Below are 13360 nucleotides of genomic sequence, written 5' to 3'. Positions count from 1 at the left end.
TGCCGGCGGCGGCCAACCCCGGCAGCTACCGCTGCACCGCCGCCTGCGCGGCAACCTGCGCGTCCGCGGCCCGGGTCGCCGTCGCCCAGGTCTGGAGGTCGACCCGCACGGTGAGGCGATACCGCGTCGGTGACGCGTCGACCACGTCCGGCTCGCGGGTCACCTCCATGACCTGCCGTGGGTAGACCGCCACGGCAGGGTCCAACCGGCGCACCTCATCCGGCACACCGAAACGCGCCTGCTCGCGGGCCTGCTGGTCGTCGGTGTGCGACCGCGTGTACGACAGCACCGCCTCCGCGCAGACTGTCCACCGCTGCGGCAGCGGTTCCAGACCCCACTCGGCGAGGGCGTCCTCACACCCGGGCCGGCAGATCAACCGGTTCTCCAGCGCGGCGATCAGCGCCGACCGCGCCTCGACCGCCAGCGTCTCCCGTTGTGCGATCGCGGTCGCCGTCTCAAGACGCAGCAGCCGAATCTGCTCCGGCCGGCTCACGTCGCTCATCGCGACACCCGCCGCCGGGCGACGGGAGCCATGTGGATGCCGATGACCGGTCCGCACGAGGGCACCACCCGGATGGCAGTCTCGTCGTCGACGGGGCCGGATCGGCGGTCGTGGCGTGCGGCTGCGGCGTTACCGGTACGGGGATCGGGTGAGGTTGCGGTACGGCGGACGGCCGTGGGGTCGCCGTCCGGGTGCCGGTAGGGATTAGGCATGGTGTCCTCCTTGGACACGACAAGACGGCGGTCACCCGAGTGGTGACCGCTTGAGGGACAGGGGTTCGCGCCCAGACCACTGCTGCTGCGGCCAGGGGCAGGTGACGAGTGCTGCGGCTCTGAGGCGCACCGACGGCGGCCGACCGGAGGGTGGGCGCGATGCCGTCGCGGGGCGCGTCAGATCAGCACAGGCAAGAGAAAGGGAAGAGCCTTCGGGCTAGCGGCGGCACCGTGGCCAGGGCGGTGCTGTCAGATCCAACCGTCTGGCAGATCCTGACAGCCCTGCCGGCACTGCAGGCCACGACGGCATCAGTCGATGTGCGGGCCCCGATTCGCCACGCCACGCGCCTGCACCGAGACCGGTGGCGCGTACGGCCGAGCCGCCCCCGGGGGACGGCGATAACCAGCGGCGCCGGTGCCGAACGTGAGTCACCATGACGATGTGAACCCGAACGAGGCACTGCACGCCATGCGTGATGCGGTGGCGCTGTGGAGCGTCGGCGACGTCACCGCCGCCGACGTGGTGCGTCACGCCTGTGACCTGCTGGTGGCAGGTCATGACGGACCCGCCCTGCGCATGCTGGCCGCAGTGTCGCTACGTCACGCGGACGACGAGATGCCCGACGTTCTCGAAGCCGCGTTGGCCGACGTCAGACTGCCCTACTACGAGCGCGGCAGCCGAGCCGGGCAGGAAGCAGCCCTTCGGGCGCTCGCCGCCCGAGTCGTGGCCGAGACCATGTCGCCGTCGAGCCTCACCGCCTGGGCACACTCGAAGATCGGCCACGATCGGCTTCCCCTCGCCGAACGGCTTGTGCAACTCGACGACGTCTACGACTGCGTCGAATACAGCGTTACGACCGACGAGGACGTCGACGCCGAGGTGGTGGCTGAAGCCCGCCGGATCATGCAGTCAACCTCCCGGTGACTTCCCCTGCGGTGAACGCAGCCGACGCTCAGCGGCACGGCACACTGGTGCCCCCGCTGAGCACGCCAACCCGATCGGGCCGACGATTCGATGTCCCACAGCGGCCGGGCACACGCGGCCAATCACGAACTGACCCGGCTGTCTCGCACCGCAGCGCGGCCCGGCACAAGCCGCCATACTGTCGCCTGTGAACCCGCACGTGCGCAGCGACGACAACTGTCACCTGTGGGTTGAGCAGTCCGGCAGCGGGCCGCCGCTGGTGCTCTGTCACGGCGGTCCGGGCATGTGGGACTACCTCGCCCCGGTCGCCCGGCTGCTCGACGACCATGCCCGCACCATCCGATGGGACCAGCGCGGCTGCGGACGTTCGCAGCGGCGCGGACCCTACAGCGTGGCCCGCTTCGTCGCCGACCTCGACGCGGTACGCGATCAGCTGGCCGGACCGGGCATGGCCCTGCTGGGCCACTCGTGGGGTGCGCACCTGGCGTTGCGGTATGCCATCGAGCACCCCGAACGGGTCAGCCATCTGATCTACGTGTCCGGAACCGGCATCGACCCCGAACGCGGCTGGCACCCGCACTACGAGCGGAACCTGAGACAGCGGCTCGGTCGCCATCTGGACCGGTGGGAGGCGCTCGGCGCCCACGCCCGCACGCCCGCAGAACAACGCGAACGGGCGGTCCTGCAATGGTCGGCCGACTTCGCCGACCAAGACACCGCCCTGCGGCACGCGCAACACATGGCCACCCCGTGGCTGGGCATCAACGAGGACTGCAACCAGGCCCTCAACGCCGAGGTCAAGCAGGAGCTCAGGGGCTCCGACCTGATCGTGCAGTGCCGGGCGCTCGACCTGCCCGTGCTGATCATCGACGGCGCCGAGGACATCCGCCCCCGCTGGGCCGTCGACTCACTGCACGAAGCGCTGCCAAACAGTCGACGGCTGAGCCTCGCCGGCTGTGGCCACCTGCCGTGGGTTGAGAACCCGCTCGACTTCCGGCAGGCGGTAACCACCTTCCTCACGCAACACAGTCACCAGACTCCCAGCCAGCTTCACCGCGAACCCGCTAATCGGGAGGATCCGCGATAGCGGGGTCGAACCCACGGTTCACGTCGAGAACCCTCACATCCCCGAACACTCGGACTTCTAGCTTGATCTTTAACCTGTGGTCGGTTTGTATCGACCCTGGCTGATCATGGCGGCGATTCCACGACAACCGGCCGCTGCTGACATCACCGCGGAGTTCGACAAGAAAATCGCTCGCTACAGACAGGCTCTCGACGAGGGAGCCAGCCCGGCGGTCGTGGGCTGGATCGCCGAAGCTGAACACCAGCGCGACAAGGCGCTGGCAAGCCGCCCCGCTGCACGCGAGTCCGACGCCATCGACCCGATGACCGCCGAGGACATCGCCTCGCTGATCGCCGAGCTGGGCAACATCGCTGCGGCGCTGGAGGAGGCAGACCCCGAAGACAAGCTCGACCTGTACCGAAGCCTACGGCTGAGGCTGACGTACTCCGCAGAAACACAAACGGCGCACGCCGATATTGATCTTGGCGCACACCGTTAGGATTTGGTTTGTGTCCGAGGGGGGACTTGAACCCCCACGCCCTATACGGGCACTAGCACCTCAAGCTAGCGCGTCTGCCATTCCGCCACCCGGACCTACTATGCCCAGCCTACCGCGTCAGCCTCGGTGATCTCATCACCGGTAGGCTGCCTGGTGGGCTGCACGGGGAGTTACTGTACACGCCGCAGGTGGATCATGCACATCGGTATCCGGGCCTGTCCGGCCGTTCTGCACGAGGTTGGCGGCGGGGCTTCGACGGGCGTGTGTGGCCGGGTAGCGTCGAGGTGCCGGTACCCGGCAGCATGGGCGTCGTGCCCCATGCCTCTCCCCTGGCCGTCGCTCAGCAACGGGCCCTCGCGCTGCGTGGTGCGGGAAACCTCGCCGCCGCCCGTGACCTGCTGATCGATGCGGTCGATTCTGCTCGGCCGCCCTTCAGCAAAGATCATCCAGATGTGCTCAGTACGGCTCATCTGCTCGCCAGGCTGCACCGGGAAGCGGACGATCCGAGTGCGGCCCGGCGGGTGCTGGAGGAGGCGTTCGCCGCCGGGGAACGCCGCTGGCCGCATGCCGATCCGTTGATGCTGGCGTTGGCTTTCGAGCTGGGGTCCGTCGCGGACGAGTTGGGCAATCGCCACGAGGCGCGTCGGAATTACACCCGTGTGGCCGCCGCCGGCCCCGCCGTGCTCGGCGCCGACCATCCGGCGGTGCGCACTGCACGCGAGTACCTCGGCGACGCCGCTCCCGCCCCTCAACCCTCGGTCCCCGCTGCCTCCCAGCATGGCCCGACGAACCAGCCGCACCGGGGAGCGCTGGACGAACCGACCGTGTCCCTGGCTGCGCTTTCCACCCTGTGGAAGCCGCATGATGCGTCATCGGCAGCACCGATCCGCTCCGCCGCTGCTTCGACGTCGCCGCCCGCGCCGGCCATCGATCATCCAGTTTCCGGCGGTCCTGGAGCGGCGTCTGTCCCTCTCGCCCCCAGTTCGTCGCTCGGATCCGCCCTACCGGCGCAACCGGTCGTTCCGGTGCCACCGTCGGCCTCGGCCGAGGCGGGACCGCCCATCGCACCGCAGATCCCGCCGCCGCCCGTCCCACCGCAGATCCCACACCCGCCCACCGTGCCCCCACCTCCGGTGGTGCCGCAGGCACGGACGGCCTTTCATGATCAGTCGGTACCAGCGGTCGCGCCGCCGGTCGACCGGACCCGACCGGTTGTGGTGCCACCCGCGCCGGTGGTGCCGTCGGCTGCGACGGCGGCCACGGCCGAGTCCTCGGGCGAGGCACCGTCCGAGCCGTCGCACACCGCACCGTCGGTCGCGCCGCCGAGGCTGTCTCCGACCGGGCCAACTCCGCGCCGCCCGGTGGAGGACGAGGAACAGACCGAGGTGCTGCGGCTGTCTCCGGCGCCGGACGGGTCAACCTCGACGGGCGCCGGGCCTGCTCCGTCCGGGAATCCCGAGTGGTCCCGGCCCACAATCCGGGTCCAGCAGATCGGGCCCCTGATGGAAGAGGAGGCGACCCGCACCGGCCGTGCGCCTCAACCTCCAGCTTCTGATGTTCCCTCACCCTTGAATGCGGCCCCACCTGCGTCTTCGACGACCATCGAACCGCAGGTCGCCGGGCAGCCGGTCAGCGCACCCCCTGTCAGCGCACCGCCCGTCAGCGCACCCCCTAGCGCAACACCCGTCAGCGCGCCACCGGCGTGGCGACAGCCCGTCGAGGCCGCAGGGAGCCACACCCAGCCGACCAGTGCACCCCCCGTCAGCCTTGCACCGATCAGCGCCCCGCCGGGTGCCGTACCTCCGCGGGGCCCCGCGCTGGCCAGTCCGACGGCTGGTCCTCATGAACTGACCGCGCCATTACCTCAGCCCGGCCCGACCAGCGGACCAGCCGGCCACGCACCGCCGACCAGCGGACCAGCCGGCCACGCACCGCCGACCAGCGGACCAGCCGGCCATGCACCGCCGACCACCGGACCAGCCGGGTACGCACCGCCGACCACCGGACCAGCCGGGTACGCACCGACCAGCGGAGCGCCCGGCTACGCACCGCCGACCAGCGGAGCACCCACCAGCGGACCGGCGGCCTATCCATCGACCGGCGGATCCGTCCACCCTGCACCCGCCCCGTACGGCTCGGGAGGCGGCACACCGGGCTATCCGCTGCCCGGTGGTCACGGCGCTCCCCCGCCCTATCCGGGGCCTGCTGCACCCCAGGCCTGGGGACAGTCCGCATCCCAGCTTCCGGGGCTCGCCACGCCGTACCAGGAGCCGGCACAGGGCCGTAACCGGGTGGCGATCGTGGTGGCGGTGGTGGCGGTCCTGGTGGCCCTGGCCGCGGTGGTCGGGGTGGGTCTGTTGGTCCTCAACCAGCGGGCCGCACCTCCCCCGGCGCCGAGGCCGACGCCGGGATCGGTCGGCCCGCCTCCAGGGAACCTGACGATGCGCGACGACACCACGACGATCACGTTGACCTGGACGGACCCGTCGGACGGACTGGTGCCGTTCATGGTGGCCGGTGGCCGTACCGGGCAGTCGCTCGGCATGATGGCCACGGTGGACCCGGGGCGGACCAGCTACACGGTCAACGGTTTGAGCACCCGGGTGAACTACTGCTTCGCGGTGCTCGCCGTCTACGACACCGACCAGTTCGCCACGTCCGACCAGGTGTGCACGTCGCGGTCAGCCGACACGACCGACTGAGCGGCGGCGTGTCCGGTCCCGGTCGGACGGTCGTGACCGGACACGCCGACGACACGCCACGCTGGGTGTCCACAGGCGGACGGTGCGGGTTCCCGAGGTCAGCAGGGTGACCATATGATGGCTCCCGGCTCAGGGGAGGGGTCGCCGTACGGGCGCGCCACCTGCCGAGACGACACGGGAGGCTGCCGGCTGTGGCGAGCATCGACGAGGCCGTTCCGACCCGCACCCCACGATCCCGGTCCCGGGTACGCGGTGGTCTCGTCACCGTGGGCACGGTGCTGGCGCTGCTGGCGGCGATGGGGCTGACCGTGCTCGGTCTGGGTTCGGCGGACAACGCGGTGGCCAGCTATGACGCGAGTTCCTGGTTGTGGAGCGCGGCGCGTAGCGAGTTGGCACGGGTCAACGGCGTCACCGCCCGGGTGGACACCCGCATGGAGGTACCGTCGGCCCGGCAACATCCGTTGCAGGTGACGCAGACGGACCGGTTGCTGGTACTGCGGGATCTGAACACGGGTCAGATCAGCGCGCTGGATCTGGCGACGTTGCAGATCACCGCGACCACGCCGACCACTCCCGGGCTCGGGGTGAGTGTGGCGTTGCACGAGGACTCGGCGTTCGTGGTGGACGCGGTCCAGGGTGTGGTGCGGCAGTTGGACCCACGCTCGTTGGCTCCGGTGGGCGAGCCGGTGCGCTATCCGCCGGGGATCACCGGTGGCGCGTTCGACGGCGAGGGCCGGCTGTGGGTCGCGGTGCCGGCGGAAGGCACGGTCTCGGCGATCACTCCGGCGGTGCTGCCGTCGGATGCCGCGGATGCGCCGGTGGGTTCGCCCCGGGTGGAGACGTACGACGTGGCGGAGGCGAGCCACGAGTTGGTGGTCTCCACGTTGGATGACGGTGTGGCGGTGCTGGACCGCACGGCCGGGGCGTTGGTGACTGTCGTGAACGGTACGACCCGGCGCACGGCGTTGGCGTCGACGTTGACCGGGCCGGGCCTCCTGCCGGTGCGTACCAGCGGGCCGGTGGTGCCGGTGACGGTGCCCGGGCAGCGGCAGGTGCACACGATCGGCGACGCTGGCGAGGTGCGGTCGTTCACCGTGCCGGGCGATGGTGACCGGCTCGGTCCGGCGGTGGCCTGGGCCGGTCGGTTCTACTGTGCGGATGAGGCGGCCGGCACGGTGTACGCGTTCGACGCGACGGGCCAGCTGACCGACACGATCCGGGGCAGGTGGAAGGGCCCGCTGGAGCTGGAGGTGCGGGAGAACTATCTGTTCATCAACGCGCCGGACGCGGCAACCGCGCGGGTGGTCGACGACTCGCACCAGGTGCGGGAGGTCGACAAGTACGCCAACGACGTGCTCGGGGGTGATCCCCCGCCGGAGCCCCCGCCACCTCCGCCACCGCCGAAGAAGCCCCAGGTGAGCAAGCCGGGCGCGCCGCGCAACGTGACGGCGGCGGCGGGTGACGCGCAGGCCAGGGTGAGTTGGCGGCCGGCGGCAGCCAACGGCGCGGAGATCATCCGGTACGTGGTGGAGGGTGCCGGGCAACGGTTGGAGGTGGGCGCGAATCAGCGGTCGGTGGAGGTCACGGAGCTGACCAATGGTGAGACGTACCGGTTCTCGGTGCACGCGGTGAACGCGAAGGGTGCGGGGCCGTCCCGGAACAGCAACCCGGTGACCCCGACCGCGGACGTGCCGGACGCGCCGACCGAGGTGACCGCCGAGGCGCGGGCGGACGGCACGGTCGTGGTGAGCTGGCCGGAGGCGAACGGTCAGGGCAACACGATCGCCCGGTACGCGGTGTCGGCCACGTCGGCGGGCACGAACGCCCCGGTCGGTGAGGCGACCGGCACCGAGTTGGTGGTGAAGGCCGGTGAGTTGGAGTACGGCACGCAGTACGCGTTCACGGTGGTCTCGGTCAACGACAAGGGTGCGGCGTCGCAGGCGTCGCCGGTGAGCAACACGGTGGTGCCGTTCACGGTGCCCGGTGAGCCGGTGGAGTTGCGGGCGAGCACGGTGGCCGATCAGCCGGGGACGGTGGCGGTGCAGTGGTCGCCGGCGGTGGCCAACGGCCGGCCGGTGACCGGCTACGTGGTCGAGGTGGGTGACAAGCGCAGCGAGGTCACCGACACCCGGGCGACGGTGGGCGGCCTCGGTGACGGGCAGAACGTCACGGTGCGGGTCCGCGCGGTCAACGAGGCCGGCGAGGGTGCGGAGGCGACGACGACGGCGCGTACGGTGGCCGCGCCCCGGGTGACGGTGACGGGGTCGTCGGCGACCGCGACGGCGGCGACGGTGACGTTCACCGTGGACGCCGGCGGCGGCGAGGCCACCTGCACGTTGTCCCGGCCGGGTGAGCCGGCGAAGAGCGGCCCGTGTTCGAGCATCACGATGAGCGGATTGACGCCGGGCACGAGCTACACGTTCACGGTGACGGCGACCAACGCCGCCGGCAGCGGCACCGCCACGAAGGCCCAGCAGACCGACGCCCTGTACGGCATCGCCACCTGCGAGAACGGCGACTCGGGCGCGGAGGCCAGCTACTGCGACCGGGACCGCGACGGCCGCAACGGTAACGAGATCTTCTCCGTGCCCCGGCAGGACAACGACCGGCAGGCCGGTTGGGCGAAGCCCGGCACCCGGTTGAAGGCGTACTGCAAGCAGCGGGGCGAAGAGGTGTACGCGTACATCTACAACAATGAGAAGCGCAGCACCTGGTGGGTGCAGGTCGAGTACAGCGGACGTAACTACATCCCCTGGGCCTGGCTCAACCTGGAGGGCGGGGACGACATCGACGTCCTACCCACCTGCTGATCAACCCAGCCGAGGAGCACCACCGTGAACAGCCAGGAACCGCTCACCCAGCAGGAGGTGCAGGGCTTCGCCGCCCTGGCCGCCCGGCTGGCCGAGAACGTCAACACGGTGGTGCTCGGCAAGCCGCAGGTGGTGCGGCTGGCGTTGACCGCGTTGTTCGCCCAGGGGCACGTGCTGCTGGAGGACGTGCCAGGGGTGGGCAAGACGACCCTGGCGCGGGCGATCGCGGCGACGGTGAAGGGGCAGTGGCGGCGCATCCAGTTCACGCCGGACCTGCTGCCCTCCGACGTGTCCGGGGTGACCATCTTCAACCAGGCCACCCGGGGCTTCGAGTTCCATCCTGGTCCGGTGTTCGCCAACATCGTCATCGCCGACGAGATCAACCGGGCGTCGCCGAAGACGCAGTCGGCGCTGCTGGAGGTGATGGAGGAGCGGACGGTCACCGTCGACGGGGTGCGTCATCCGGTGCCGCAGCCGTTCCTGGTGGTGGCCACCCAGAACCCGGTGGAGATGGACGGCACGTACCGGCTGCCGGAGGCGCAGCTGGACCGGTTTCTGGTGAAGTTGTCGGTGGGGTATCCGGACGAGTCGGTGGAGGTGGAGGTGCTGCGGGGGGCGACGGTGCGCTCCCCCGAGGCGCTCGCCGCGGTGACCGACACCGCCACCGTCGGCGAGATGGTCCGGATGGCGCGGCGGGTGCACATCGCCGAGCCGTTGTACGCGTACGCGGTGCGGCTGGCCGCGGCCACGCGTACCCATCCGCAGGTCCGCGTCGGGGTCAGTCCCCGTGGGGTGATCGCGTTGACCCGGGCGGCGTGCGCGTACGCGTTGATCGACGGTCGGGGTTGGATCATGCCGGAGGATCTGAAGACCCTCACCGAGCCGGTCTTCGCGCACCGGCTGCTGCTCACCCCGGATGCCCAGGTGCGCGGGGTGACCGCCGCTGACGTGCTGCGTCAGGCGGTCGCTTCGGTGCCGGTGCCGCTGCCGTCGGGCCAGCCGGCCCCGGCGCACCACTGATCGGCGAGGTCTGGCGTGGGGATCACCGCCCGGGGCATCGGTCTGCTCGGCGCGGCCGTGCTGCTGCTGGGGGCTGGTTTCCGATTCGGGTACCCGGAGTTGACGCTGCTCGGCGCGGCGGCCGGTACCGCCGTGGCGGTTGCCCTGGTCGCCGCTGCCCGGCGGCCCCGCCTGGTGGTGTCGCGGCAGGCCGATCCGGACCGGGTGGCTCGGGGCGAGCCGGCGGCGATGACGTTGACCGTGCGCAACGCGGGTCGGGTGCGGGCGGTGAGCATGGTGGCCACCGACCGCTGCGGTGACCTGGTGGTGCCGGTGCCGGTGCTGAGGTTGCGGGCTGGGGCGGACACCACGGTCAGTTATGCCGTGCCGACGAGCCGGCGCGGGGTGGTGCCGGTCGGTCCGCTGCGGGTGACCCGCCGCGATCCGCTCGGCCTGGTGGTGTTGGCCCGCTCGTACGGTGACGTCGTGCCGGTGTGGGTGCATCCGCGCGTTCATCCGCTGCGGGCGGTACCGACCGGCGCGGGGCGCAGTCTCGACGGGCGGGTCGACGCGGTCCCGCACGGTTCGATCACGTTCGACTCGCTGCGTGAGTACGTCGTCGGTGACGAGTTGCGTCGCGTGCACTGGCGCACCAGCGCCCGGGTGGGTGAGCTGATGGTGCGGGAGAACGTGGACACCAGCCTGCCGCGGATCGTGGTGCTGGTGGACAACCGGTCCGTCGCGCATCCGGAACTGGTCCGGGGGGTGGCAGAGTCCTTCGAGGCGGCGTGCGAGGCGGCCGCGTCGGTGGTCGCCGCGGCGGTCCGTGAGGACCTGCCAGTGGTGTTGCTGTTCGTCGCCGCCGAGGACACCTCCGCCGAATCGATCGGCACCGGTCCGGGCCGCACGGCGACGGGCGGTGGTGGGGCGGGCGGCACTGGACCGGACGGTGCGGCACCGGGCAGCGGAGACAGCAGGGGCGGTAGCGCGACGGGTGGCGGGTCGGGTACCGGCCCGAGTGGACCGCTGGACCGGTTGGCGGCGGTGACGCTGACCGACGAGGGCACGCTGGAGGCTGCGGCGGCGCGGCTGCGCCGCGACCGGCTCGGCGACACCCTGGTCGTCCTCACCGGGCCGGGGGCCGTCGAGGATCTGGGGCACGTCGGCGCGCTGCGTGGTGCGTACCCGTCGGTGGTGGTCGGGATCTTCGGGGCGGCGGAGCCGACGCCGCCGGACGCGGCGGGCCTGGTCGTCGTCGACGCGGCCGACGGGGCGGCCTTCGCCGCCGAATGGGACGGGGTACGCCGGTGGTGAGGCTGCTGCGGGCGGTGGCGGTGCCGGCGACGCTGGTCGTGATGGTCACGCTGGCCGGTGTGGTGCTCGGTCGGGTGTACGCGGGGTCGCTGCTGACGATGCTGGTGGCCGGCGCGGCGGTCGGGTCGGTGCTGGTCAGCGTGGTCACTCGGCGGTTGCCGTCCTGGCTTGTCGCGCCGGTGTCGGTGCTGGCCATGTTCGGGTGGACCGCGCTCTGTCTGCGGGTAGCTGCTGCTGAGGCACAGGTGCCGGGAGGATTCGTCGAGGTGGCTGGCGACGCCGCTCGCAACGCCATCCCCCGGCTGCTGACTGCGATGATCCCGGTGGAGCCGACACCGGACACGATCCTGCTGCCGGTGGTCGCCGCCTGGCTGGCCGGGCTGGCCGGCGCGGAGGTGGCGCTGCGGGCCGGGCGGGTGTTGCTGGGCTACCTGCCGCCGGTGCTGCTCCACGCCGGGGCGGTGTATGTGGTCGGACCGAACGCGGAGCCGGCGATCGGTGCGACGGTGGCGGTGGCGGTCGCGGCGGCGGTCGGGTTGGCGGTGCCGTCACAAAGGTCGGACGGTGATCCGGTCGACGGACTGGCCCCGGCGGTACGGTCCGGGGTGCAGGCCCGGCTCGCGGTGGCTTCGGTCGTCGGCACGGCGGTCGTGGTGGCGTTGGCGGCGCTACTCGGCCCGGCGGTGGCCGCCCTGGTGGACACCCGGCCGGTGGATCCACGGCGCTATGTGGAGCCACCGCAGGTGGAGACGCTGGACGAGAATCCGCTGATCCGCATTTCCGGTTGGGCGCTGAATCCGGAGCAGGAACTGTTCCAGGTGGCGACCGATCGCCCCGGCGGTGCCGGCCCGGCAGAGCCGGCGGGTTCCACCGATCCGGCCGGTCCGCCGCAGGGCGTGGCGAGCGGCAGTGCCGGGGTGCGGATCCGGCTGGCCGTGCTCAGCGACTATGACGGGGTCACCTGGCGGGTGGGCGCGACCTACCGCAACGCCGGCCGGATCCTGCCCGCCACGGAGCCGGCCCCGCACGCCACCGTCGAAACCGTCCGGCAGGAGATCACCGTGGGTGATCTCAGTGGACGGCTACTGCCCGCGGTGCCCACCCCGCGTGAGGTCAGCGGTGCCCGGGTCGCCTACGACCCGAGCACGGGGACCCTGATCCGTCCGGACGGTCTCACCCCTGGTCTGCGCTACATGGTGACCTCGGCCCGGGAACGTCCGGACCCGAACCTGCTGGCCACCGCGAACACCCCGGCCGGCGACGCGGTGGCCCGGGTGCTGCACGTCCCCGACGGGGCACCCGAGCAGCTCCGGCGGCTCGCCACTCAGTTGGCCGAGGAGAACGGTGCCCCGTACGCCCGGGCGGCGGCGATTGAGCAGTGGTTGGCCGAGCACTACCGGCTGGTCGCCGACGCACCGAGCGGCCACGCGTACCCGAATCTGGGGTTTTTCCTGTTCGGGCCACGTAACGGGGGCGGACAGCGCGGCACGTCCGAACAGTTTGCGGCGTCGTTCGCGGTGCTGGGCCGGCTGGCCGGGCTACCGACCCGGGTGGTGGTCGGGTTCGCCGCTCCCGGCTCGGGTCCGGTGCGGGCCGCCGACGCGTACGCCTGGCCCGAGGTGCTCTTCGACGGCCTCGGCTGGGTGGCGTTCGACCCGCTGCCCCGACCGGACGAGGAGCCCCGGCCGGTGGAGGAGGACTTCCGTCCGCAGCCGGAGGAGACGCCGCCGTCGGAGCAGCCGGAGCCCACCCTGGAGCCGACCGTCTCGCCGCCCGCGCAGTCGGCTCCGGGTGGCCCGGCTGATGCCGAGGGTGTGCCGGTGCCGGTGTTGGTCGGTGGTGCCGGCGGTGGCCTGCTGCTCGTGGTCGTGGCGTTGCTGGCAACCCTCGCCGGGCTGCGCCGGGCACAGTCCCGCGCCCGGTTGAGCCGGGGTGACCCCGGCGACCGCATCGCCGGTGCCTGGCGGGAGCTGACCGACGCGTTGCGGCTGGCCGGGCGGCCCGTGGCGGTCGACCTGTCCGCCAGCGAGGTCGCCACCGTGGCCCGCACCACCTTGGCCGAAGCGTTCCGCCGGGACGCCACCGCCTCGGGTGCCGCCGATCCCGGTGCCACCGCCGCTGTCGACGACCTGGCCAGGTTGATCAACCAGGTCGGTTTCGCACCTGGCGCGGCCACAGCGGAGCAGGCCGTGGCTGCGGCCGAGGCGGCCACCGCCTACCGCGGGGCACTGCGCGCCACTCTCCCCCGCTGGCGCCGTTTCCTCTGGTCCGTACACCCAGGCCCCCTCCGCTGGCCCCCCTAACCCCCACCCCACCCCCACCCCCACCCCC

Annotated in this window: 11 protein-coding genes, 1 tRNA gene and 1 pseudogene; 9 read left to right on the top strand and 4 right to left on the bottom strand. The window is 71.9% G+C overall.

The genetic code is table 11. The features are described 5' to 3' along the window. Nucleotides 1–25: 25 nt before the first annotated feature. Nucleotides 26–502, bottom strand: coding sequence for a hypothetical protein (locus tag Vlu01_RS22520; RefSeq protein ID WP_204002880.1), 477 nt, complete (start codon nucleotides 500–502; stop codon nucleotides 26–28). Next, a complete protein-coding gene (locus Vlu01_RS22515; RefSeq protein WP_204002878.1) occupies nucleotides 499–714 on the bottom strand; it encodes a hypothetical protein in 216 nt (71 codons plus the stop codon). Before Vlu01_RS22515 ends, Vlu01_RS22520 begins: the two co-directional genes overlap by 4 nt. 442 nt (nucleotides 715–1156) lie before the next feature. Here Vlu01_RS22515 and Vlu01_RS22510 point away from each other — a divergent pair, with 442 nt between their 5' ends. The 3 genes from Vlu01_RS22510 to Vlu01_RS22500 all read left to right on the top strand — a co-directional run bounded on the left by Vlu01_RS22510 (nucleotide 1157) and on the right by Vlu01_RS22500 (nucleotide 3204). Next, on the top strand, nucleotides 1157–1639 hold the full coding sequence (locus tag Vlu01_RS22510; RefSeq protein ID WP_204002875.1) for a hypothetical protein: 483 nt from the start codon (nucleotides 1157–1159) through the stop codon (nucleotides 1637–1639). Nucleotides 1640–1826: 187 nt separating this feature from the next. Next, nucleotides 1827–2726: an alpha/beta fold hydrolase gene (locus Vlu01_RS22505; protein ID WP_204002873.1), complete on the top strand. Its 900-nt coding sequence runs from the start codon at nucleotides 1827–1829 to the stop codon at nucleotides 2724–2726. Between the two features lie 106 nt (nucleotides 2727–2832). Continuing rightward, the gene (locus Vlu01_RS22500; RefSeq protein ID WP_204002871.1) at nucleotides 2833–3204 is read left to right on the top strand and encodes a hypothetical protein; all 372 of its coding nucleotides are present in this window, start codon (nucleotides 2833–2835) and stop codon (nucleotides 3202–3204) included. 11 nt (nucleotides 3205–3215) lie between these two features. Here Vlu01_RS22500 and Vlu01_RS22495 read toward each other — a convergent pair. Beyond that, nucleotides 3216–3299 (bottom strand) — tRNA-Leu (locus tag Vlu01_RS22495). Nucleotides 3300–3506: 207 nt separating this feature from the next. Here Vlu01_RS22495 and Vlu01_RS28085 point away from each other — a divergent pair. Beyond that, nucleotides 3507–3968, top strand: a pseudogene (locus tag Vlu01_RS28085) (tetratricopeptide repeat protein); the annotation flags it as partial. Between the two features lie 1012 nt (nucleotides 3969–4980). Here the strand turns inward: Vlu01_RS28085 and Vlu01_RS22485 are convergent. Next, entirely contained in the window at nucleotides 4981–5298 is a 318-nt protein-coding gene (locus Vlu01_RS22485) for a hypothetical protein (protein ID WP_204002987.1), read from the bottom strand. A 197-nt stretch (nucleotides 5299–5495) separates the two neighbouring features. Between Vlu01_RS22485 and Vlu01_RS22480 the strand changes: the two genes are divergently transcribed. The 5 genes from Vlu01_RS22480 to Vlu01_RS22460 all read left to right on the top strand — a co-directional run bounded on the left by Vlu01_RS22480 (nucleotide 5496) and on the right by Vlu01_RS22460 (nucleotide 13332). Continuing rightward, on the top strand, nucleotides 5496–5906 hold the full coding sequence (locus Vlu01_RS22480; protein ID WP_239096064.1) for a fibronectin type III domain-containing protein: 411 nt from the start codon (nucleotides 5496–5498) through the stop codon (nucleotides 5904–5906). A 200-nt stretch (nucleotides 5907–6106) separates the two neighbouring features. Then, nucleotides 6107–8716, top strand: a complete 2610-nt coding sequence (locus Vlu01_RS22475) for a fibronectin type III domain-containing protein (protein WP_373307500.1) — start codon at nucleotides 6107–6109, stop codon at nucleotides 8714–8716. A 24-nt stretch (nucleotides 8717–8740) separates the two neighbouring features. Beyond that, nucleotides 8741–9736 carry an AAA family ATPase gene (locus Vlu01_RS22470; protein ID WP_204002867.1) on the top strand — a complete coding sequence of 332 codons (996 nt, stop codon included), beginning with the start codon at nucleotides 8741–8743 and terminating at the stop codon, nucleotides 9734–9736. 15 nt (nucleotides 9737–9751) lie between these two features. Continuing rightward, nucleotides 9752–11029, top strand: coding sequence for a DUF58 domain-containing protein (locus Vlu01_RS22465; RefSeq protein WP_204002865.1), 1278 nt, complete (start codon nucleotides 9752–9754; stop codon nucleotides 11027–11029). After that, on the top strand, nucleotides 11005–13332 hold the full coding sequence (locus Vlu01_RS22460; RefSeq protein ID WP_204002862.1) for a transglutaminase TgpA family protein: 2328 nt from the start codon (nucleotides 11005–11007) through the stop codon (nucleotides 13330–13332). Before Vlu01_RS22465 ends, Vlu01_RS22460 begins: the two co-directional genes overlap by 25 nt. Nucleotides 13333–13360 lie beyond the last annotated feature (28 nt).

Source organism: Micromonospora lutea (assembly GCF_016863535.1).
In the GTDB taxonomy this organism is placed as follows: domain Bacteria; phylum Actinomycetota; class Actinomycetes; order Mycobacteriales; family Micromonosporaceae; genus Micromonospora; species Micromonospora lutea.
The sequence above is the reverse complement of the archived record's forward strand: the minus strand, read 5'-3'. Positions and strand labels throughout refer to the sequence as shown.

What these genes read in the sequence shown, in the direction of transcription:
- Vlu01_RS22520 (WP_204002880.1), bottom strand. Translation starts at nt 502, where the DNA reads ATGAGCGACGTGAGCCGGCCGGAGCAGATTCGGCTGCTGCGTCTTGAG.
- Vlu01_RS22500 (WP_204002871.1), top strand. Translation starts at nt 2,833, where the DNA reads ATGGCGGCGATTCCACGACAACCGGCCGCTGCTGACATCACCGCGGAG.
- Vlu01_RS22515 (WP_204002878.1), bottom strand. Translation starts at nt 714, where the DNA reads ATGCCTAATCCCTACCGGCACCCGGACGGCGACCCCACGGCCGTCCGC.
- Vlu01_RS22460 (WP_204002862.1), top strand. Translation starts at nt 11,005, where the DNA reads ATGGGACGGGGTACGCCGGTGGTGAGGCTGCTGCGGGCGGTGGCGGTG.
- Vlu01_RS22485 (WP_204002987.1), bottom strand. Translation starts at nt 5,298, where the DNA reads ATGGATAGGCCGCCGGTCCGCTGGTGGGTGCTCCGCTGGTCGGCGGTG.